Origin of the sequence: Kribbella sp. VKM Ac-2571 (assembly GCF_004362255.1) — a bacterium.
GTDB lineage: Bacteria > Actinomycetota > Actinomycetes > Propionibacteriales > Kribbellaceae > Kribbella > Kribbella pratensis.
Map to the genome: position 1 here is coordinate 48,521 of NZ_SNWS01000020.1, position 20,999 is coordinate 69,519.

Annotated in this window: 16 protein-coding genes and 1 pseudogene; 1 reads left to right on the forward strand and 16 read right to left on the reverse strand. The window is 67.3% G+C overall.

Annotated elements, in window-relative coordinates:
• Nucleotides 1–2 precede the first annotated feature (2 nt).
• From rpsC to EV651_RS34280, 14 genes and pseudogenes are all read right to left on the reverse strand, one after another.
• On the reverse strand, nt 3–863 hold the full coding sequence (gene rpsC / locus EV651_RS34215; protein WP_133789409.1) for a 30S ribosomal protein S3: 861 nt from the start codon (nt 861–863) through the stop codon (nt 3–5).
• Between the two features lie 172 nt (nt 864–1,035).
• A pseudogene (rplV, locus tag EV651_RS34220) lies at nt 1,036–1,467 on the reverse strand (50S ribosomal protein L22); the annotation flags it as partial.
• 52 nt (nt 1,468–1,519) lie between these two features.
• Nucleotides 1,520–1,801, reverse strand: coding sequence for a 30S ribosomal protein S19 (rpsS, locus tag EV651_RS34225; protein ID WP_130384641.1), 282 nt, complete (start codon nt 1,799–1,801; stop codon nt 1,520–1,522).
• A gap of 15 nt (nt 1,802–1,816) precedes the next feature.
• Entirely contained in the window at nt 1,817–2,650 is an 834-nt protein-coding gene (gene rplB, locus EV651_RS34230; protein ID WP_130384642.1) for a 50S ribosomal protein L2, read from the reverse strand.
• A complete protein-coding gene (rplW, locus tag EV651_RS34235) occupies nt 2,650–2,955 on the reverse strand; it encodes a 50S ribosomal protein L23 (protein ID WP_130384643.1) in 306 nt (101 codons plus the stop codon). Before rplW ends, rplB begins: the two co-directional genes overlap by 1 nt.
• Nucleotides 2,952–3,644, reverse strand: a complete 693-nt coding sequence (gene rplD, locus EV651_RS34240; RefSeq protein WP_133789411.1) for a 50S ribosomal protein L4 — start codon at nt 3,642–3,644, stop codon at nt 2,952–2,954. The genes rplW and rplD overlap by 4 nt, the downstream gene beginning before the upstream one ends.
• Entirely contained in the window at nt 3,641–4,297 is a 657-nt protein-coding gene (gene rplC, locus EV651_RS34245; protein WP_133789412.1) for a 50S ribosomal protein L3, read from the reverse strand. Before rplC ends, rplD begins: the two co-directional genes overlap by 4 nt.
• Nucleotides 4,298–4,313: 16 nt before the next feature.
• On the reverse strand, nt 4,314–4,622 hold the full coding sequence (gene rpsJ, locus EV651_RS34250) for a 30S ribosomal protein S10 (protein ID WP_012923688.1): 309 nt from the start codon (nt 4,620–4,622) through the stop codon (nt 4,314–4,316).
• 361 nt (nt 4,623–4,983) lie between these two features.
• Nucleotides 4,984–6,177 carry an elongation factor Tu gene (tuf, locus tag EV651_RS34255; protein ID WP_131465688.1) on the reverse strand — a complete coding sequence of 398 codons (1,194 nt, stop codon included), beginning with the start codon at nt 6,175–6,177 and terminating at the stop codon, nt 4,984–4,986.
• A 74-nt stretch (nt 6,178–6,251) separates the two neighbouring features.
• Complete coding sequence (gene fusA / locus EV651_RS34260; RefSeq protein ID WP_238157386.1) at nt 6,252–8,312, reverse strand: elongation factor G; 2,061 nt, start codon at nt 8,310–8,312, stop codon at nt 6,252–6,254.
• A gap of 122 nt (nt 8,313–8,434) precedes the next feature.
• The gene (gene rpsG / locus EV651_RS34265; RefSeq protein ID WP_131286359.1) at nt 8,435–8,905 is read right to left on the reverse strand and encodes a 30S ribosomal protein S7; all 471 of its coding nucleotides are present in this window, start codon (nt 8,903–8,905) and stop codon (nt 8,435–8,437) included.
• A complete protein-coding gene (rpsL, locus tag EV651_RS34270) occupies nt 8,905–9,279 on the reverse strand; it encodes a 30S ribosomal protein S12 (RefSeq protein WP_130384649.1) in 375 nt (124 codons plus the stop codon). The genes rpsG and rpsL overlap by 1 nt, the downstream gene beginning before the upstream one ends.
• 278 nt (nt 9,280–9,557) lie before the next feature.
• Entirely contained in the window at nt 9,558–10,316 is a 759-nt protein-coding gene (locus EV651_RS34275; protein ID WP_133789414.1) for a maleylpyruvate isomerase N-terminal domain-containing protein, read from the reverse strand.
• Nucleotides 10,309–11,640 carry a nuclear transport factor 2 family protein gene (locus tag EV651_RS34280; protein ID WP_133789415.1) on the reverse strand — a complete coding sequence of 444 codons (1,332 nt, stop codon included), beginning with the start codon at nt 11,638–11,640 and terminating at the stop codon, nt 10,309–10,311. The genes EV651_RS34275 and EV651_RS34280 overlap by 8 nt, the downstream gene beginning before the upstream one ends.
• 502 nt (nt 11,641–12,142) lie before the next feature.
• Between EV651_RS34280 and EV651_RS34285 the strand changes: the two genes are divergently transcribed.
• On the forward strand, nt 12,143–13,168 hold the full coding sequence (locus EV651_RS34285) for a hypothetical protein (protein ID WP_133789416.1): 1,026 nt from the start codon (nt 12,143–12,145) through the stop codon (nt 13,166–13,168).
• Nucleotides 13,169–13,340: 172 nt separating this feature from the next.
• On the opposite strand, the gene EV651_RS34290 is transcribed toward EV651_RS34285, so the two are convergent.
• Nucleotides 13,341–17,201, reverse strand: coding sequence for a DNA-directed RNA polymerase subunit beta' (locus EV651_RS34290; RefSeq protein ID WP_133789417.1), 3,861 nt, complete (start codon nt 17,199–17,201; stop codon nt 13,341–13,343).
• 68 nt (nt 17,202–17,269) lie between these two features.
• The gene (rpoB, locus tag EV651_RS34295; RefSeq protein WP_133789418.1) at nt 17,270–20,752 is read right to left on the reverse strand and encodes a DNA-directed RNA polymerase subunit beta; all 3,483 of its coding nucleotides are present in this window, start codon (nt 20,750–20,752) and stop codon (nt 17,270–17,272) included.
• Nucleotides 20,753–20,999: the final 247 nt, after the last annotated feature.

Consider the following 20,999-nt stretch of genomic DNA (forward strand, 5'->3'; position numbering starts at 1 on the left):
GTTCAGCTCTCCGTTCCGGTCGTCTCGGCGGTCTTCTCGGCAGCCGGCGCGGACGCCTCGGCAACCGGAGCCGCCGCGTTGTTGTCACGACGGTTGTCACGGCGGTCGTCGCGACGGCCGCCACGGTCACCACCGCGACCGCCACGGTCACCGCGGTCGCCACCGTCACGACGGGCCGGACGGCCACGCTGCTGGGTGGCGGCGCGAGCAGCGGCCTGCGCCTCACGCTCGGCGCGGGTACCGGCGACGTCGCCCTTGTAGATCCAGACCTTCACGCCGATCCGGCCGAAGGTCGTCCGGGCCTCGTAGAAGCCGTAGTCGATGTCGGCCCGCAGCGTGTGCAGCGGGACGCGGCCCTCGCGGTAGAACTCCGACCGCGACATTTCCGCGCCACCGAGCCGGCCGGAGCACTGGATCCGGATGCCCAGGGCGCCGCCACGCATGGTGGTCTGCATCGCCTTGCGCATCGCGCGGCGGAACGCCACGCGGCCGGACAGCTGCTCGGCCACGCCCTGCGCGACCAGCTGGGCGTCGACCTCGGCGTTCTTCACCTCGAGGATGTTCAGCTGCACCTGCTTGCCGGTGAGCTCCTCCAGGCTGCCCCGGATCCGGTCCGCCTCGGCGCCACGGCGACCGATGACGATGCCCGGACGAGCGGTGTGGATGTCGACCCGGACCCGGTCACGGGTGCGCTCGATCTCCACGCGGGAGATGCCGGCGCGCTCCATGCCCTTGCTCAGCAGACGGCGGATCTTGACGTCCTCGCCCACGTAGTCCTTGTACAGCTTGTCGGCGTACCAACGGCTCTTGTGGTCCGTGCTGATGCCGAGACGGAACCCGTGCGGGTTAACCTTCTGTCCCACGTCAGGACTCCTTCTTCTCAGCGGTGGCCTTCTTGGTGGCCGCCTTCTTGGCGGACGCCTTCTTGGCCGGCTTCTCGGCGGCCTCGGCCGGCTTGTCGGCAGCCTTCTTGGCCGCCTTCTTCGCCGGTGCCTTCTTCGCCGTGTCAGCGGTGTCCGCGGACTTCTTCGCGGCGGCCTTCTTGACCGGGGCCTTCTCGGCTGCCTCGGCCTCGACGCGCGGCGCGACGACCACGGTGATGTGGCTCGTCCGCTTGTCGATCCGGGTGGCCCGGCCCTGTGCACGCGGGCGGTGACGCTTCAGCGTCGGACCCTCGTCCACGTAGGCCTTCGCCACGACCAGGTCGGCGCGGTTCAGGTGCTCGGTGCCCTCGGCGTTCGCCGCGGCGCTGTCGACGACCTTGTACACGGTCGCGGCAGCGGCCTGCGGGGCGAACTTCAGAGTGGCGAGTGCGTCGTCGACGCCCAGACCGCGCACCAGATCGACCACGCGGCGCGCCTTCATCGGCGTCACGCGGACGAAGCGCGCGACCGCGAAGGCCCCGGGCTGCTCGCCCAGCAGGCTCTCGCGACGGGCGCTGATCGCCCTACGCTCTTGAACGCTCATGATGTTCGAATCTCTCCGTAGATTGCTTTCGCTTCGTCACTGTCCTCGCGGATCAGCGACGCCGTGACTTCCGGTCGTCCTTCTCGTGACCCTTGAACGTCCGGGTCGGGGCGAACTCGCCGAGCTTGTGCCCGACCATCGAGTCCGTCACGAACACCGGCACGTGCTTGCGGCCGTCGTGCACCGCAATCGTGTGGCCGATCATGTCCGGCACGATCATCGATCGGCGGGACCAGGTCTTGATGACGTTCTTGGTGCCCTTCTCGTTCTGCACCTCCACCTTCTTTGCCAGGTGGTGGTCGACGAACGGGCCCTTCTTCAAGCTGCGTGGCATGTGGCCGGCTCCCTATCAGCGCTTCTTGCCGGCCTTGCGGCGCCGGACGATCATTCGGTCGCTTTCCTTGCGGGTGCGGGTCCGGCCTTCCGGCTGGCCCCACGGGGACACCGGGTGGCGACCACCCGAGGTCTTACCCTCACCACCACCGTGCGGGTGGTCGACCGGGTTCATCGCGACACCGCGGACGGTCGGGCGCTTGCCCTTCCAGCGCATCCGGCCCGCCTTGCCCCAGTTGATGTTCGACTGCTCGCCGTTGCCGACCTCACCGAGGGTGGCGCGGCAGCGCACGTCGACCATCCGGACCTCGCCGGAGGGCATCCGCAGGGTGGCCATCCGGCCTTCCTTCGCGACCAGCTGAATGCTGGTACCGGCGGAGCGGCCCATCTTGGCGCCACCGCCCGGACGCAGCTCGACAGCGTGGATCGTGGAGCCGACCGGGATGTTGCGCAGCGGCAGGTTGTTGCCGATCTTGATGTCCGCGGCCGGGCCGTTCTCGACGACCGTGCCCTGCTTCAGGTTGGTCGGGGCGAGGATGTAGCGCTTCTCGCCGTCGACGTAGTGCAGCAGCGCGATCCGCGCGGTCCGGTTCGGGTCGTACTCGATGTGCGCGACCTTGGCCGGCACGCCGTCCTTGTCGTACCGCTTGAAGTCGATCAGCCGGTACGCCCGCTTGTGACCGCCACCGTGGTGCCGGGTGGTGATCTTGCCGGAGTTGTTCCGGCCGCCCTTCTTCGGCAGCGGGCGCAGCAGCGACTTCTCGGGGGTCGAACGGGTGAGCTCGACGAAGTCGGCCACGCTCGAGCCACGACGGCCCGGCGTTGTCGGCTTGTACTTGCGGATTCCCATTACGACTGGCCTCCGAAGATGTCGATGCGGTCGTCGCCCTTGAGGGTGACGATCGCCCGCTTGGTGTCCGGGCGCTTGCCGAAGCCGGACCGGGTCCGGCGCCGCTTGCCCTTGCGGTTGAGGGTGTTGACGTCGCTGACCTTGACCTTGAAGACCTTCTCGACCGCGAGCTTGATCTCGGTCTTGTTGGCGTCCGGTGCGACCTCGAACGTGTACTTCTGCTCGTCCAGCAGGCCGTAGCTCTTCTCGCTCACGACCGGCCGGAGCAGCACGTCACGCGGGTCCTTGTTGACTCCGTGGCTCATGCCTCTACCTCCTCGGCCTCAGTCGACGTTGCGACGGCCTTGACGGACTTACCCTTGGGCGCGCCGGCGACGAAGGAGTCGAGCGCGCTCTTGGTGAACACGACCGCGTCGCTGACCAGAACGTCGTACGCGTTCAGCTGGTCGGCGGCGATCAGGTGCACGTGCTGCACGTTGCGCAGGCTCAGCCAGGTGAGCTCGTCGGCGCGGTCGACGACGACCAGCGCCTTGCCCGGCTCGGTCACCTCGCTCAGCACCTTCAGGGCCGACTTGGTGGAGGGCTTGTCGCCGTCCACGAAGCTCTCGACCACGAACACCTGGCCGTCACGGGCCCGGTCGGACAGCGCACCGCGGAGCGCGGCGGCGATCATCTTCTTCGGGGTCCGCTGGCTGTAGTCGCGCGGCACCGGGCCGTGGACGACGCCACCGCCGGTGAACTGCGGCGCGCGGGTCGAGCCCTGACGGGCGCGACCGGTGCCCTTCTGGCGGTACGGCTTGGCGCCACCGCCGGACACCTCGCCCCGGGTCTTCGCCTTGTGCGTGCCCTGGCGGGCCGCAGCCAGCTGGGCCACCACGACCTGGTGGATCAGCGGCACGTTGACCTGGACGTCGAACAGCTCGGCCGGAAGCTCGGCGGAACCCTTCTTGCTGACCTTGTCGCCCTTCACGACGACGACGTCGACGGTGCTCACTTCGCAGCTCCCTTCGCGGCGTTGCGGATCAGCACCAGACCACCCTTGGGGCCCGGTACGGCGCCCTTCAGCAGGATGAGGCCGCGCTCGGTGTCCACCGCGTGCACGGAGACGTTCTGGGTGGTGACCTGCTCGGCGCCCATCCGGCCCGCCATCCGCAGGCCCTTGAAGACCCGGCCCGGGGTGGCGCAGCCGCCGATGGAACCCGGCGAGCGGTGCTTCTTGTGCACACCGTGGGTGGCGCGCAGACCGTGGAAGCCGTGCCGCTTCATGACACCGGCGAAACCCTTGCCCTTGCTGGTCGCGGAAACGTCGACCCGCTCGCCGGCCTCGAAGGCCTCGGCCTTGATCTCCTGGCCCAGGGTGTACTCGCTGGCGTCAGCGGTCCGCAGCTCGAGCAGGTGACGGCGCGGGGTCACGCCGGCCTTCTCGAAGTGGCCGCGCATCGGCGAGTTCACCTTGCGGGGGTCGATGTCGCCGAAGGCGATCTGGACGCCGTCGTATCCGTGGCTGGCCGAGGTACGGACCTCGGTCACCACGCACGGGCCGGCCTGGACCACGGTCACGGGGACGACGCGGTTGTTCTCGTCCCAGGTCTGGGTCATGCCGAGCTTGGTGCCCAGCAGACCGCGCGTGTTCTTTAGCTTGCTCATTGGCTGTTCGCGTCCCTCAGAGCTTGATCTCGATGTCGACGCCGGCCGGCAGGTCGAGACGCATCAGCGAGTCGACGGTCTTCGGCGTGGGGTCGATGATGTCGATGAGCCGCTTGTGGGTGCGCATCTCGAAGTGCTCGCGGCTGTCCTTGTACTTGTGCGGCGAGCGGATGACGCAGAACACGTTCTTTTCCGTCGGCAACGGCACCGGGCCAGCAACCTTCGCACCAGTACGCGTCACCGTGTCGACAATCTTGCGTGCCGAGCTGTCGATGACCTCGTGGTCGTAGGCCTTCAGCCGGATGCGGATCTTCTGTCCCGCCATCGCTTCGCTTTGTCCTTCTCTATCGTCTTCGCCTTCGTCGCTCCGACCCCCGCGGTCGGGTGTGTCGCGTGCGCGGAACGCGCGTGACCCACCGCTTCGTCGACCTGGATTGGAGATCGGGGCCCGGTCTCGGACCGGAACCTCGGCAACGTCTCCGGTCCAGCGCACCAGCCAGATCAAGAAGATCTGGGGCGCACCCCGGCGGCCTCGCCTGAGCAACCTGAATATTGTGCCATCGATCGGCATCGAAACGCCAATCGGTAGCTTTCACGCCCGATCCGGTACCACCTGAGCGCCGGATCGGGCGCAAAGCAGAGGTCCGCGAGGGCTCAGTTCTCGAGCCCTCGCGGACCTCATGAGATCACTTGATGATCTTGGTGACCCGGCCGGCGCCGACGGTGCGGCCACCTTCACGGATCGCGAACTTCAGACCGTCCTCCATGGCGATCGGCTGGATCAGCTCGACCGACATGTCGGTGTTGTCGCCCGGCATGACCATCTCGGTGCCCTCGGGCAGCGTGACGACACCGGTGACGTCGGTGGTGCGGAAGTAGAACTGCGGGCGGTAGTTCTGGAAGAACGGCGTGTGACGGCCGCCCTCCTCCTTGGAAAGGATGTAGACCGACGCCTCGAAGTTCGTGTGCGGGGTCGTGGTGCCCGGCTTGATGACGACCATGCCGCGCTCGACGTCCTCGCGCTTGGTGCCACGAAGCAGCAGACCGACGTTCTCACCGGCCTGGCCCTCGTCGAGCAGCTTGCGGAACATCTCGATACCGGTGACCGTGGTGGTCTGCTTCTCCGGACGGATACCGACGATGTCGACGGTCTCGTTGACCTTGATGACACCGCGCTCGATCCGGCCGGTGATGACCGTGCCGCGACCCGTGATGGTGAAGACGTCCTCCACCGGCATCAGGAACGGCTTGTCGATCTCGCGCTCCGGCTGCGGGATGTACTCGTCGACCGCGTTCATCAGCTCGAGGATCGACTCGCCCCACTTGGCGTCGCCCTGCAGCGCCGGGTGCGCGGCGACGCGGACGATCGGCGCGTTGTCGCCGTCGAACTCCTGCTCCGAGAGCAGCTCACGGACCTCGAGCTCGACGAGCTCCAGGATCTCCTCGTCGTCGACCATGTCGCACTTGTTCAGGGCGACGACCATCGCCGGCACGCCGACCTGACGGGCGAGCAGCACGTGCTCACGCGTCTGCGGCATCGGGCCGTCGGTGGCGGCGACGACCAGGATCGCGCCGTCCATCTGAGCCGCACCGGTGATCATGTTCTTGATGTAGTCCGCGTGACCCGGGCAGTCAACGTGGGCGTAGTGCCGGGCCTCGGTCTGGTACTCGACGTGCGCGATCGAAATGGTGATACCGCGCTGACGCTCTTCCGGCGCCTTGTCGATCTGATCGAAGGCCGATGCCTCGTTGAGCGTCGGGTACTTGTCGTGCAGCACCTTGGTGATCGCCGCGGTAAGAGTGGTCTTACCGTGGTCGATGTGACCGATGGTGCCGATGTTGACGTGCGGCTTAGTCCGCTCGAACTTCGCCTTCGCCACTGGGGCCCTCCTAGATAAATGTTGACTACGCCGTACGCCGACGCGCTTGGGGTGTGGTGGTCAGGAGCGAGAGACTACTCGCCCCGGGCCTTCTTGATGATCTCTTCCGCCACGTTCTTCGGAACCTCGGCGTAGGAATCGAACTGCATCGAGTAGGACGCGCGGCCCTGGGTCTTCGACCGCAGGTCACCGACATACCCGAACATCTCCGACAGCGGCACCAGGGCCTTGACGACCCGGCTGCCACCAGGACCTTCGTCCATCGACTGGATCTGGCCACGGCGGGAGTTGAGGTCGCCGATCACTTCACCCATGTAGTCCTCGGGCGTGGTGACCTCGACCGCGAACATCGGCTCCAGGATGACCGGGTTCGCCCGGCGGGCGGCATCCTTGAAGGCCATCGAACCGGCGATCTTGAAGGCGAGCTCGGACGAGTCGACATCGTGGTAGGCGCCATCGGTCAGCGTGACCTTGACGTCCACCATCGGGTAGCCGGCCAGTACGCCGAACTCCATCGCCTCCTGGGCGCCCTCGTCCACCGACGGGATGTACTCCCGGGGGATCCGGCCACCGGTGACGGAGTTGACGAACTCGTAGCCGCCTTCGCCGCCGGCCTCGACCGAGGTCGGCTCGATGTTGATGATCACACGCGCGAACTGACCCGAACCACCGGTCTGCTTCTTGTGCGTGTAGTCGACCTTCTCGACCTTCTTCTTGATGGTCTCGCGGTAGGCGACCTGCGGCTTGCCGACGTTGGCCTCGACGCGGAACTCGCGCTTCATCCGGTCGACCAGCACCTCCAGGTGCAGCTCGCCCATACCGGCGATGATCGTCTGGCCGGTGTCCTCGTCGGTCCGGACCTGGAAGGTCGGGTCCTCCTCGGCGAGCCGCTGGATCGCGACGCCCAGCTTCTCCTGGTCGGCCTTCGACTTGGGCTCGATGGCGACCGAAATGACCGGAGCCGGGAACTGCATCGACTCCAGCACGACCGGCTTGGCCGGGTCGCACAGGGTCTCACCGGTGGTGGTGTCCTTCAGGCCCATCACGGCGACGATGTGGCCGGCGCCGATCGACGCGATCTCCTCACGCTTGTTCGCGTGCATCCGGTAGATCTTGCCGATCCGCTCCTTGCGGCCCTTCGTCGGGTTCAGCACCTGGGTGCCGGTCTCGAGCTTGCCCGAGTACACCCGGATGAAGGTCAGCTTGCCCAGGTGCGGGTCGGCCGCGATCTTGAACGCCAGCGCCGAGAACGGCTCGCTGTCGTCCGGCTTGCGCAGCACGACCTGCTCGGCGTCCTTGACGTCGTGGCCCTCGATGGCCGGGACGTCGATCGGGCTCGGCAGGTAGGCGTTGACCGCGTCCAGCAGCGGCTGGACGCCCTTGTTCTTGAACGCCGTACCGGTCAGCACCGGGGTGAGCTTGCTGGCCAGGGTGGCCCGGCGGATGCCCGCCACGAGCTGCTCCTGGGTCGGCTCCTCGCCCTCGAGGTACTGCTCCATGATCTCGTCGTCGGCCTCGGCCAGCGTCTCGATCAGCTTGTCGCGCCACTCGGCGGCGAGCTCGGTGTGGGTCGCCGGGATCTCCTCGACCGTGTAGTCCTCACCGATCTTGGTCTCGCCGCGCCAGGTCAGCGCGCGCATACCCACCAGGTCGACGACACCGATGAAGTCGGCCTCGGACCCGATCGGCAGCTGCATGACCAGGGGCACCGCGGCCAGGCGGTCCTTGATCATGTCGACGCAGCGCATGAACTCCGCGCCGGTCCGGTCCAGCTTGTTCACGAAGCAGATGCGGGGTACGCCGTACCGGTCCGCCTGACGCCACACGGTCTCGGACTGCGGCTCCACGCCGGCAACACCGTCGAACACCGCGACCGCGCCGTCGAGCACGCGCAGCGAACGCTCCACCTCGACGGTGAAGTCGACGTGGCCCGGGGTGTCGATGATGTTGATGGTGTGGTCTTTCCAGGTGCAGGTCGTCGCGGCGGACGTGATCGTGATGCCGCGCTCCTGCTCCTGCTCCATCCAGTCCATCGTGGCGGCGCCCTCGTGGACCTCACCGATCTTGTAGGTGATACCGGTGTAGAAGAGGATCCGCTCGGTCGTCGTCGTCTTGCCGGCGTCGATGTGGGCCATGATCCCGATGTTGCGGACCTTGGCCAGGTCGGTGGTGATTTGTACGGCCACCTCGGTGGTCTACCTCTCGATTCTGTACTGCGTCAAAGGGGTGAGTGCTGGAGTCCGGATCGGACTCCGGGTCACCAGCGGTAGTGGGCGAAAGCCTTGTTGGCTTCGGCCATCTTGTGGGTGTCCTCGCGGCGCTTCACCGACGCACCGAGACCGTTGGACGCGTCCAGGATCTCGTTCATCAGGCGCTCGGACATGGTCTTCTCGCGACGGGCCCGCGAGTACGTCGTCAGCCAGCGCAGCGCCAGCGTGGTGGACCGGCCGGGCTTGACCTCGATCGGCACCTGGTACGTGGCGCCACCGACTCGACGGCTCTTGACCTCGATGCTCGGCTTCACGTTGTCCAGCGCACGCTTCAGCGTGATCACCGGGTCGGTGCCGGTCTTGGTGCGAGTGCCCTCGAGCGCGCTGTAGACGATGCTCTGCGCGATCTGCTTCTTGCCGTCGACCAGGATCTTGGAGATCAACTGGGTGACGAGCGGCGAACTGTAGACCGGGTCGATGATGACCGGGCGCTTCGGGGCGGGGCCCTTGCGCGGCATTAGCTCTTCTCCTTCTTCGCGCCGTAGAGGCTGCGGGCCTGCTTCCGGTTCTTCACACCCTGGGTGTCGAGCGAACCGCGGATGATCTTGTACCGGACACCCGGGAGGTCCTTCACACGACCGCCACGCACGAGCACGATCGAGTGCTCCTGCAGGTTGTGGCCGACGCCGGGAATGTAGGCGGTGACCTCGATACCGCTGGTCAGGCGGACACGCGCAACCTTGCGAAGCGCGGAGTTCGGCTTCTTCGGCGTGGTCGTGTAGACGCGCGTGCACACACCACGACGCTGAGGGGAACCCTTCAGGGCGGGCGTCTTGTTCTTGGACACCTTGTCCTGGCGGCCCTTGCGGACCAGCTGGTTAATGGTGGGCACCGCGTGGGTCTCTTTCTGTCGTCCGGCTGGGTTTGTAGCTTTTGCCTGACCCCCGCGGTCGGGTGTGTCGCGTGCGCACGAGCAGACCGAAGCCGTAATCTTTCAGACTGTCGGCAGGAGTCCCGTGCCACGCGGCCCGATCCGTTGGACGAGGGGCACGCATGACGGCCCAGGAAAGACCCCGGGCACGATCGTTAAGACTAGCGGGTGCCTCAAGCACGGTCAAAATGAGTAACTGGCCGCGGTAAAGAGGCTTCCGCGCTTTCAGTCTACAGGGTCTACGCCGTGGCCCTCCCGGCCAGGAAATCGGCCGCGACCGCGGCGTCTCCCTCGACCGTCAGAACCGTTCCCGGCAAGCGCTTCCACAGGCACAGGTCGAGATCGGACGCAGCGCCCGACAGGACGGCTTCCCCGGCCGCCTTGCCCCGCTCGACGAGCGGCCGATCGCCTTGTGACACAGGCGTCAGCGTCCACTCGTGCCCGGTGTCGGTGGCCCGTACGCCGACCTGCCGGGTCACCGCCGGCGCGAACCCGCGGGCGAGCATCCGGGGCAGGAACACCTCGAACACCTCGTCCACACCGTCGGCCGCGACCGCCGGAGGTACGACGGCCAGACCAGTCTCGACCTGTTCTCCCGCCGCGGCCCCGGCCTGGATGAGGTCCACAAGGTGGATGACCGTCTCATGCAGACGCCGTCGGGCCCAGAATCCGGCGCGCTGATCCACTGGGGCGAAGTTCCAGCACGGTTCGTCCGGGTCGACCGCACGGATCGCGGCCAGCAACGCGGCGGTCGTTCCGGCGTACCAGTCCGGCCAGGAGATCGTCGTCCGCAGCACCTCCGGCACCTTCTGGGCGGTGCCGGAGAGCAGGATCGACGCGGCCCAGCGCTGGCCTGACCCCAGGTGCAGGGCCAGGTCGGCGACGGTCCAGCCGGGACAGGCCGGCACGGCCGCGCCGGGATCGACCCGCTCGAGGGCGGCCGCGAAGTCCTCGGCCGCGCGCTCGAACTCGGTCAGGTGGTCGATCGGGTCAGGCACGGAATTCGACGTCCGTGATCAGGCCGTCGGCGACCCGGTACAGGGCAAGTTGCGGGGTGGATTCGCCGTCGTCGTAGCTGATCACGTGCTCGACCACCCACTCCCCCAGCATCAGCCGCTGGACGACCTCGGTCTTGCAGCGGCCGGCGGCGAAGCGTGGGCGATAGAACTCGCGCAGGAACCGGCGGCCCTTCAGTTCGGTGCCGTCCGCGAGCCGGATCCGGGCGGTCGGCGAGTACATGGCCAGGAAGGCCTCGAGGTCGTGAGCGTCGTACGCCGCATGCTCACGGCCGATCACCCGCGCGGCCGGGGTGTCGGAGGTGACGGCCGCGACCGTTGCGGCTCCCAGGCCCGCCAGCGGGGGCTGAGCGGCGGCCGGGACGACGGGTGCGGGGACAGGTGCCGGGACCGCCGCGGGGGCGGCTGCAGGGACGGCAGGGGCGGCAGGGGCGGCAGGGGCCGGCTGAGTGGCGGGGACAGCCGGGGCTGGGGCTTGCCGCACCGCGACGGGTGCTTTGGCGGCAGGCGTCGTACGGCGGGTCGAGGTGGCCTTCTTCTTGGCGGGAGGCGGTGGGACGAGGAGCTTGCCGTCCGCGCCAGGCTCTTCGCCGAGGTGGGCGATCGCCCAGTCGAGAGCCTTGGTCACGGCGGCGCGTGATTCTTCGGTGTGGTCGAGCATGTCGAACCCGTGGTGCCCTTTCGGTACGTCGATGATGTCCAGCGCGGCGCCGCCCGCGGAGACGAACTCCGCTACCGGACCGGCGAGCTCCTCACGCTCGAGTCCAGCTCTTGTCAGCAGCACCGGCAGGTCCTTGTGTTTGCCGATCACTTCGGCGGCGGTTACCAAATCGTCGACACCGGGCGGGGTGGCGAGCAGGGGGTAGGTCAAGGCGACGAAGCGCAGCCAGTCGGGGCGGCTGTCCAGCCACTCCCCGGCCAGCAGGCCGGCGCCGGAGAAGAACCACAGTCCGACCCGATCGGGGTCGACCCGTGGGTCGGAACGCAGTACGCCGACCGCTGCCTCCACCTCGTCCGCCGCCGCGACCAGTCGGTCGAGGCCGTGGATCAGGCTGTGGTCGACGACGGCTGCCACCAGGCCCCGCCTGGCGGCAGCCGTCGCGTAGCCCTTGTAGACCGGCCAGTCCCGAGGCATCACCTCGAGGCCGGCAGGCCCAGGTCCCCCGTGCACAAAGAGAATTGCTCCGCCTCGGGCGGTACCGGGCGGACGGTACAGGTCGATCTCCCCCAGGCGATCGACGCGTACGTCAGGACCTTCCAGAACCCCCAAGACGAAAGGCCGCAGGTAGGCCGGCAGATCCGTCATGCACCAATCTTGGCGCATACCGCGCCCCTTTACAGCCGCCACCCCGAGTGTCTTCCCCAAACCGCTCCACGAGGTCCGCAAGCATCAGTGAATCGCACCACCACCAACCCCCGAACAAGCACCACCATCCCCACCAAACCAACCCCACGCCCCACGATCCCCCTTCCCACCCCAACCCCCTTGTGGCACACGATCACCCCGTCCTCTCCCCCTCCCCAGCCGGCCCGAAAAGCCTCCCCACCCCACCCAACCCCGGAGGGTGAACTCCCCAAACCGGTTCGGGGGCGAGATTCATCCGGACCGGGGAGGATCATCCCCCCGGATCGGGCAGCTCGCCTCCCCGAACTGGTTTGGGGGACAAGAGGTTATGTGGGCTTGGCGGCGGAAGGGTGGTGGCTTGCGTCGGATTTGCACAGGAGGCGAATGGTCGGGCGGAACGGGTGGCCGGCGGTGCATCTTCTCTGGCAACGGATCCGCAGGCGATCCGTCGAGAGGAGTTGGCATGCGACACGTCGAGGCGGTGCGGAACGACGACCCACCTGACGAGTCGGCCGAGAGGCTGACCCGATTGTTCAAGGAGCTTCGTCACCGGCAAGCGGGCGCCTTCAGCAGACAGCAGGCGGTCGCGCACGGGATCACGGACAAGGTTCTTTCGCGGCGGCGCCGTGGGCGGCAGATCCAGCAGGTCCACGGCGGTGTGTACGTCGACTTCACCGGGCCGCTGCCGTGGGAGACCAGGGTCTGGGCCGCTTGGCTCGCGTATGGCCCGGACGCCGCCCTCGCCGGGGCCACAGCGCTGCGCTGGTACGGCGTCGAGGGAGTTCGAGGAGACGATCGCATTCACCTCGCGGTACCGCATCCACGCAGGGTTGACCAGCGCGCCGGGATTCTCGTCAGCCGTCATCGCGGTTTCGCAGCGCTCTTGCATGGCTTCCGGACACCCCCGATTGTGCGGCTCGAAGTCGCAGCTCTGATGACGGCGAGTGCAGAACCCGACACGTCTCGGCAGGCGGCTCTGCTCCTCGATGTCTGCCGCCAGCGCGCCACCACTCCCCAGCGTCTGCTCGCCGAACTCGACTCGCTCACAAGACTGCCCGCTCGCCAGATGCTCCGCCGGATCGTGCTGGACGCAGCGGACGGTGTGCAGTCGTTTCTGGAGCAGGTCTACCTGCGCCGGGTCGAGCGGGCGCATGCCCTGCCGACCGCTGACCGGCAGGTCCGAGTCGAGTCGACGGACGGGTCTGGCCGAAGAGTCCGTTATCGCGACGTCCTGTACTCGCCCTACGGACTCGTCATCGAGCTCGACGGACATGCCGGTCACTCGGACTCCGAGTCGCGGTGGCGCGACATGCACCGGGACAATTCCACGGCGATGACCGGCCAGCTGACCCTGCGATTCGGCTACCAACTGGTCGACGCGCCATGCCTGGCGGCCGCGCAGGTGGCTACTGCCCTGCGCCTGCGAGGCTGGACCGGCACCACTCGCGCCTGCTCTGCCGGTTGTGCCGCGGCCCGCAACGCCGCTTAGGCAGTTTGGGGAGATTCCCCTCCCCAAAACGGGCGGCGGCCCTCCCCAAACCGGTTTGGGGCGGTGACTGGGTCCGGGGGTTCGGAGACGGCGCGAGGGCGGCGCCTCCCGGTTCGGGAAGCGCCGCCCTCGCGACCAGTTCATCGCCCCGCGCGGGGCGGGGTGACTCCGCTCAGTTCTGGTAGGAACCGAGGTCGAAGTCGTCGAGCGGGACCGACTGTCCGCTGGACGGGCCGAAGTCGTAGTCGTACGACTCGTAGCCGACCATCGAGTACATCGCGGCCTTCGCCTCCTCGGTGGGCTCCACCCGGATGTTGCGGTACCGGTCCATGCCCGTACCGGCCGGGATCAGCTTGCCGATGATGACGTTCTCCTTCAGACCGACCAGCGAGTCGGACTTGCCGTGGATCGCGGCCTCGGTGAGGACGCGGGTCGTCTCCTGGAAGGAGGCGGCCGACAGCCACGACTCGGTTGCCAGCGAGGCCTTGGTGATACCCATCAGCACCGGACGACCCGAGGCCGGCGTACCGCCCTCGGCCACGACGCGACGGTTCTCCGCCTCGAACATGATCCGGTCCGCCAGCTCGCCCGGCAGCAGGTTCGCCTCGCCGGACTCGATCACCGTGACCCGGCGCAGCATCTGCCGGACGATGATCTCGATGTGCTTGTCGTGGATGGCCACACCCTGCGACCGGTACACCTCCTGGACCTCGTCCACCAGGTGCTCCTGCGCCTTGCGGACACCCAGGATCCGCAGAACCTCCTGCGGGTCCGGCGTACCCTGCGTCAGCTGCTGACCGACCTCGACGTGCTGACCGTCCTCGATCAGCAGGCGGCCACGCTTCGACACCGGGTAAGCGACCTCCTCGGAACCGTCGTCCGGGGTGAGCACCAGCTTCCGGGTCTTGTCGGTGTCCTCGATCGCGATCCGGCCCGCGGCCTCCGAGATCGGCGCCTTGCCCTTGGGCTGACGCGCCTCGAACAGCTCGACCACACGCGGCAGACCGTGGGTGATGTCATCACCCGCGACACCACCGGTGTGGAAGGTCCGCATCGTCAGCTGCGTACCCGGCTCACCGATGGACTGGGCCGCGATGATGCCGACCGCCTCGCCGATGTCGACCGGCTTGCCGGTCGCCAGCGAACGGCCGTAGCACTTCGCACAGGTACCGGTCTTGGCGTCACAGGTGAGCACCGACCGGACCTTGACCTCCTCGATCCCGGCCGCGACCAGCTTCGCGATCGACACGTCGCCCAGGTCGGCGCCGCCGGCGAGCACGACGTTGCCGTCGGCGTCCAGGGCGTCGGTGGCCAGGGTCCGCGCGTACGCGCTGGTCTCCACGTTCTCGGCGTGCACGACCTTGCCGGACGGGTCCTTCTCGCCGATCTGCTTCGGCAGGCCCCGCTCGGTGCCGCAGTCCTCCTCGCGGATGATCACGTCCTGCGACACGTCCACCAGACGACGGGTCAGGTACCCCGAGTCGGCGGTCCGCAGCGCGGTGTCGGCCAGACCCTTCCGCGCACCGTGGGTGGCGATGAAGTACTCGACCACCGACAGGCCCTCACGGAAGTTGGACTTGATCGGCCGGGCGATGATCTCGCCCTTCGGGTTGGCCACCAGGCCACGCATACCGGAGATCTGCCGGATCTGCATCATGTTGCCTCGGGCTCCCGAGTGCACCATCATCCAGATCGGGTTGTCCTTGGCGAAGTTCTCCTCCATCGCCTTACCGACCTCGGCGTTGGCGCCGGTCCAGATCTCGATCAGCTCCTGACGCCGCTCGGACGAGGTGATCAGACCCCGCTCGAACTGCTTCTGGACCTTCTCGGCCTGGGACTCGTACCGCGCCATGATCTCCGGCTTGGACGGCGGCGTGCTGAAGTCGTCGATCGACACCGTCACGCCGGAACGCGTGGACCAGTAGTAACCGAGGTCCTTCAGCGCGTCCAGGGCGTGCGCGACCTCGACCTTGGTGTACCGCTCGGCCAGGTCGTTGACGATCCCGCCGAGCTGCTTCTTGCCCACCTCGGTGTCGACGAACGGGTAGTCCGTCGGCAGCGCCTCGTTGAACAGCGCCCGGCCCAGCGTGGTCTCCAGCGCGAAGCCGCCGTTCGCCGTCTCGGCCGCGTCCTGCGGTGCGGCCGAACCGTTGAGCCGGATGGTGATCTTGGCCTGCAGCGACAGCTCGTTGCGGTCGAAGGCCATCATCGCCTCGGCGACCGAACTGAACGCCCGGCCCTCGCCGAGGGCGCCTTCCTTCAGCATGGTCAGGAAGTAGATGCCGATGATCATGTCCTGGGTCGGCATGGTGACGGGACGACCGTCGGCCGGCTTCAGGATGTTGTTCGTCGACAGCATCAGGATCCGGGCCTCGGCCTGCGCCTCGGCCGACAGCGGCAGGTGCACCGCCATCTGGTCACCGTCGAAGTCCGCGTTGAACGCGGAGCAGACGAGCGGGTGGATCTGGATCGCCTTGCCCTCGATCAGCTGCGGCTCGAACGCCTGGATACCCAGCCGGTGCAGGGTCGGTGCCCGGTTGAGCAGGACCGGGTGCTCGGTGATGACCTCTTCCAGCACGTCCCAGACCTGGGCGCGCTGACGCTCGACCATCCGCTTGGCGGACTTGATGTTCTGCGCGTGGTTGAGGTCGACCAGCCGCTTCATCACGAACGGCTTGAACAGCTCCAGCGCCATCGCCTTCGGCAGACCGCACTGGTGCAGCTTCAGCTGCGGGCCGACCACGATGACCGAACGGCCGGAGTAGTCGACGCGCTTGCCGAGCAGGTTCTGACGGAAGCGGCCCTGCTTGCCCTTGAGCATGTCGGACAGCGACTTCAGCGGCCGGTTGCCCGGGCCGGTGACCGGACGGCCACGACGGCCGTTGTCGAACAGCGCGTCGACGGCCTCCTGCAGCATCCGCTTCTCGTTGTTGACGATGATCTCCGGCGCGCCCAGGTCGAGCAGTCGCTTGAGCCGGTTGTTCCGGTTGATCACCCGGCGGTACAGGTCGTTCAGGTCCGAGGTGGCGAACCGGCCACCGTCGAGCTGGACCATCGGCCGCAGGTCCGGCGGGATCACCGGAACGCAGTCGAGCACCATGCCCATCGGGCTGTTGTTCGTCGCCAGGAACGCGGTGACGACCTTGAGCCGCTTCAGGGCGCGGGTCTTGCGCTGGCCCTTACCGGTCTTGATCGTCTCGCGCAGGTTGTCCGCCTCGGCCTTCAGGTCGAAGGTCTCCAGCCGGCGCTGGATCGCGGCGGCGCCCATGGCGCCCTCGAAATACTTGCCGAACCGCTCCTTCATGGCGCGGTAGAGGATCTCGTCGCCCTCGAGGTCTTGGACCTTCAGGTTCTTGAACCGGGTCCAGACCTCGTCGAGGCGGTCGATCTCGCGCTGCGAGCGGTCGCGCAGCTGCTTGACCTCCCGCTCGGCGCCTTCCTTGACCTTGCGGCGTACGTCGGCCTTGGCGCCCTCGGCCTCGAGCTGCGCCAGGTCCTCCTCGAGCTTCTTCATCCGCTGCTCGATGTCGTTGTCACGACGGTTCTCGAGCTGCTTGCGCTCCACGTCCACGCGACCCTCGAGCGAGGACAGGTCGCGGTGCCGCGACTCCTCGTCGACGTCGGTGATCATGTACGCCGCGAAGTAGATGACCTTCTCCAGGTCCTTCGGGGCGAGGTCGAGCAGGTAGCCGAGCCGCGACGGGACACCCTTGAAGTACCAGATGTGGGTGACCGGCGCGGCCAGCTCGATGTGACCCATCCGCTCGCGGCGCACCTTGGAGCGGGTGACCTCAACGCCACACCGCTCGCAGATGATGCCCTTGAAGCGAACGCGCTTGTACTTGCCGCAGTAGCACTCCCAGTCCCGGGTGGGACCGAAGATCTTCTCGCAGAACAGACCGTCACGCTCGGGCTTGAGCGTCCGGTAGTTGATCGTCTCGGGCTTCTTGACCTCGCCGTGCGACCACTGGCGGATCTCATCCGCGGTCGCAAGGCCGATCCGAAGCTCGTCGAAGAAGTTCACGTCGAGCACGATGTGTTATCTCCCGTTGCTAAAAATGGTCTGAGTGAGTTGGTTGTTGATCTCAAGCGGCAACCCGCTCAGACCTCCTCGACGCTGTTCGGCTCGCGCCGGGACAGGTCGATGCCCAGTTCCTCCGCTGCACGGAAGACGTCCTCCTCGCTGTCGCGCATCTCGACGCGGCTTCCGTCGGACGAGAGCACTTCCACGTTCAGACACAGGGACTGCATTTCCTTGACCAGAACCTTGAAGGACTCCGGGATACCCGGCTCCGGAATGTTCTCGCCCTTGACGATCGCCTCGTACACCTTGACCCGCCCGACGACATCGTCGGACTTGATGGTCAGCAGCTCCTGCAGCGCGAAGGCGGCACCGTAGGCCTCCAGGGCCCACACCTCCATCTCGCCGAACCGCTGGCCGCCGAACTGGGCCTTACCGCCCAGCGGCTGCTGCGTGATCATCGAGTACGGACCGGTCGAACGCGCGTGGATCTTGTCGTCGACCAGGTGGTGCAGCTTCAGCATGTACATGTAGCCGACGCCGATCGGGTCCGGGAACGGCTCACCCGAACGACCGTCGAACAGCTTCGCCTTGCCCTGCCCGTTGACCATCCGGACGCCGTCCCGGTTCGGCAGCGTGGAGCTGAGCAGGCCGGTGACCTCCTCCTCCGTGGCGCCGTCGAACACCGGAGTGGCGACGTTCGTCATCGGCTCGGCCGCACCGGCGCCGATCTTGATCAGCCGCTGCGCCCACTCCTCCTCGTTCTCCGGGTCGACCTCCCAGCCGCGGCTGGCGATCCACCCGAGGTGGGTCTCCAGCACCTGACCGACGTTCATCCGGCCGGGCACGCCCAGCGGGTTCAGGATGACGTCGACGTGGGTGCCGTCCTCGAGGAACGGCATGTCCTCGACCGGAAGGATCTTGGAGATGACGCCCTTGTTGCCGTGCCGGCCGGCCAGCTTGTCGCCGACCGAGATCTTCCGCTTCTGGGCGACGTACACCCGGACCAGCTGGTTGACACCCGGCGGCAGCTCGTCGCCGTTGTCCCGGTCGAAGACCCGGACGCCGATGACGGTGCCCTCCTCGCCGTGCGGGACCTTCAGCGACGTGTCGCGGACCTCGCGCGCCTTCTCACCGAAGATCGCACGCAGCAGCCGCTCCTCCGGGGTCAGCTCGGTCTCGCCCTTCGGCGTCACCTTGCCGACCAGGATGTCACCGGTGGTGACCTCGGCGCCGATCCGGATGATGCCGCGCTCGTCCAGGTCGGACAGCATCTCGTCGGAGACGTTCGGGATGTCCCGGGTGATCTCCTCCGGACCCAGCTTGGTGTCGCGGGCGTCGACCTCGTGCTCCTCGATGTGGATCGAGGTCAGCAGGTCCTGCTGTACGACGCGCTGGCTGAGGATGATCGCGTCCTCGTAGTTGTAGCCCTCCCACGTCATGAACGCGACCAGCATGTTGCGGCCGAGGGCCATCTCGCCCTCGTCGGTGCACGGACCGTCGGCCAGCGGCGTACCGATCTCGACCCGCTGACCGGCGTCCACCAGCGGGCGCTGGTTGATGCAGGTGCCCTGGTTCGAGCGGCGGAACTTCGCCATCCGGTAGGTCTGGTACGTGCCGTCGTCGGCGGCGATCTCGATCAGGTCGGCCGAGACCTCCTTGACCACACCGGCCTTCTCGGAGACGACCACGTCTCCGGCGTCGACCGCACCGCGGAACTCCATGCCGGTACCGACCAGCGGGGCGTCCGAGGTGATCAGCGGCACCGCCTGGCGCTGCATGTTCGAACCCATCAGCGCGCGGTTGGCGTCGTCGTGCTCGAGGAACGGGATCAGCGCGGTCGCCACCGACACCATCTGGCGCGGCGAGACGTCCATGTAGTCCACGTCGTCGACCGGCACGAGCTCGACCTCGCCGTGCCGGCGACGGACCAGCACGCGCTCCTCGGCGAACCGGTTGTCGTCGTTCAGCGCGGCGTTCGCCTGCGCGATGACGAACCGGTCCTCCTCGTCGGCGGTCAGGTAGTCCACCTGGTCGGTGACCTGGCCGTCGACGACCTTGCGGTACGGCGTCTCGACGAAGCCGAACGCGTTCACCCGGCCGTACGACGCGAGCGAGCCGATCAGACCGATGTTCGGGCCTTCCGGGGTCTCGATCGGGCACATCCGGCCGTAGTGCGACGGGTGCACGTCACGGACCTCGAAGCCGGCCCGCTCACGGCTCAGACCACCCGGGCCGAGCGCGTTCAGCCGGCGCTTGTGGGTCAGGCCCGCGACCGGGTTGGTCTGGTCCATGAACTGCGACAGCTGGGAGGTGCCGAAGAACTCCTTCAGCGCCGCCACCACCGGACGGATGTTGATCAGGGTCTGCGGCGTGATCGCCTCGACGTCCTGGGTCGTCATCCGTTCCCGGACCACGCGCTCCATCCGGGCCAGGCCGGTGCGCAGCTGGTTCTGGATCAGCTCGCCGACGGTCCGCAACCGGCGGTTGCCGAAGTGGTCGATGTCGTCTTCCTCGACCACGATCTCGCCGGTCGGGGCGGGCAGCTCGGTCTTGCCTTCGTGCAGCGCGACCAGGTACTTGATCGTGGCGACGATGTCGTCGACGGTCAGCACCGCCATGTCGTGCGCCTCGTCACGGCCGAGCTTCTTGTTGATCTTGTAGCGGCCGACCTTGGCCAGGTCGTAGCGCTTGCCGTTGAAGTAGTAGTTCTCCAGCAGCGCCTGCGCGGCCTCGCGGGTCGGCGGCTCACCCGGACGCAGCTTGCGGTAGATGTCCAGCAGCGCGTCGTCCTGCCCGGAGGTGTGGTCCTTCTCCAGGGTCAGCCGGATCGACTCGTAGTCGCCGAACTCTTCCAGGATCTGCGCGTCGGTCCAGCCGAGCGCCTTGAGCAGGACGGTGACGTTCTGCTTGCGCTTGCGGTCGAGGCGGACGCCGACCATGTCGCGCTTGTCCACCTCGAACTCCAGCCACGCGCCGCGCGACGGGATGATCTTGGCGGTGAAGATGTCCTTGTCGGACGTCTTGTCCGGGGTGCGCTCGAAGTACACACCGGGCGAGCGGACGAGCTGGGACACGACGACCCGCTCGGTGCCGTTGATGACGAACGTGCCCTTGCGCGTCATCAGCGGGAAGTCGCCCATGAAGACGGTCTGGCTCTTGATCTCACCGGTTTCGTTGTTCATGAACTCGGCGGTGACGAACAGCGGCGCGGAGTAGGTGACATCCCGCTCCTTGCACTCGTCGACCGTGTTCTTCGGAGGCTCGAAGCGGTGGTCGCGGAACGACAGCGACATGGTGCCGCTGAAGTCCTCGATCGGGGAGATCTCCTCGAAAATCTCTTCCAGGCCGCTGGGGCCGGACAGGTCCGACCGCCCCTCGGCCTCGGCGGCGGCCACGCGGGCCTGCCACGTTTCGTTACCGACCAGCCAGTCGAAACTGTCCACCTGCAGCGCAAGCAGATCCGGAACCTGGAGAGGTTCGGAGATCTTCGCGAAGGAGATGCGGCGGGGGCCGGTGACGTTGGAAATGCTGTCGGACTGGGGGTTGCGCGAGGCGACCAAGGGGCGTCCTTCCACGGGCTCGCAAAATCACATCGGTGCTGGGAGCGCACGCCAAGCCGCCCCAGTCAAGTTGAGAACTCGAGCGAGGGCGAGAGAAAAGGCAGCGCAAAGCAATAGGCTACATGATCCAGGCAAGCCTGTCCAACGGGGTCCAACAGTTTGCCGTCGGACCACCCTCTCCGTCAAGGACCGACCCGGAGTCTCCAGTGGGTAGATCACCCACGAGCCAACCGGCGCCCCTCTGGTG

Excerpts from the sequence above, each read along its gene's own strand:
- rpsS (WP_130384641.1), bottom strand. The coding sequence starts at position 1,801 with ATGCCACGCAGCTTGAAGAAGGGCCCGTTCGTCGACCACCACCTGGCA.
- rplB (WP_130384642.1), bottom strand. The coding sequence starts at position 2,650 with ATGGGAATCCGCAAGTACAAGCCGACAACGCCGGGCCGTCGTGGCTCG.
- rplW (WP_130384643.1), bottom strand. The coding sequence starts at position 2,955 with ATGAGCCACGGAGTCAACAAGGACCCGCGTGACGTGCTGCTCCGGCCG.
- rplC (WP_133789412.1), bottom strand. The coding sequence starts at position 4,297 with ATGAGCAAGCTAAAGAACACGCGCGGTCTGCTGGGCACCAAGCTCGGC.
- rpsJ (WP_012923688.1), bottom strand. The coding sequence starts at position 4,622 with ATGGCGGGACAGAAGATCCGCATCCGGCTGAAGGCCTACGACCACGAG.
- fusA (WP_238157386.1), bottom strand. The coding sequence starts at position 8,312 with ATGGCCCACATCGACGCCGGCAAGACGACGACGACCGAGCGGATCCTC.
- rpsG (WP_131286359.1), bottom strand. The coding sequence starts at position 8,905 with ATGCCGCGCAAGGGCCCCGCCCCGAAGCGCCCGGTCATCATCGACCCG.
- EV651_RS34280 (WP_133789415.1), bottom strand. The coding sequence starts at position 11,640 with ATGACGGATCTGCCGGCCTACCTGCGGCCTTTCGTCTTGGGGGTTCTG.
- EV651_RS34285 (WP_133789416.1), top strand. The coding sequence starts at position 12,143 with ATGCGACACGTCGAGGCGGTGCGGAACGACGACCCACCTGACGAGTCG.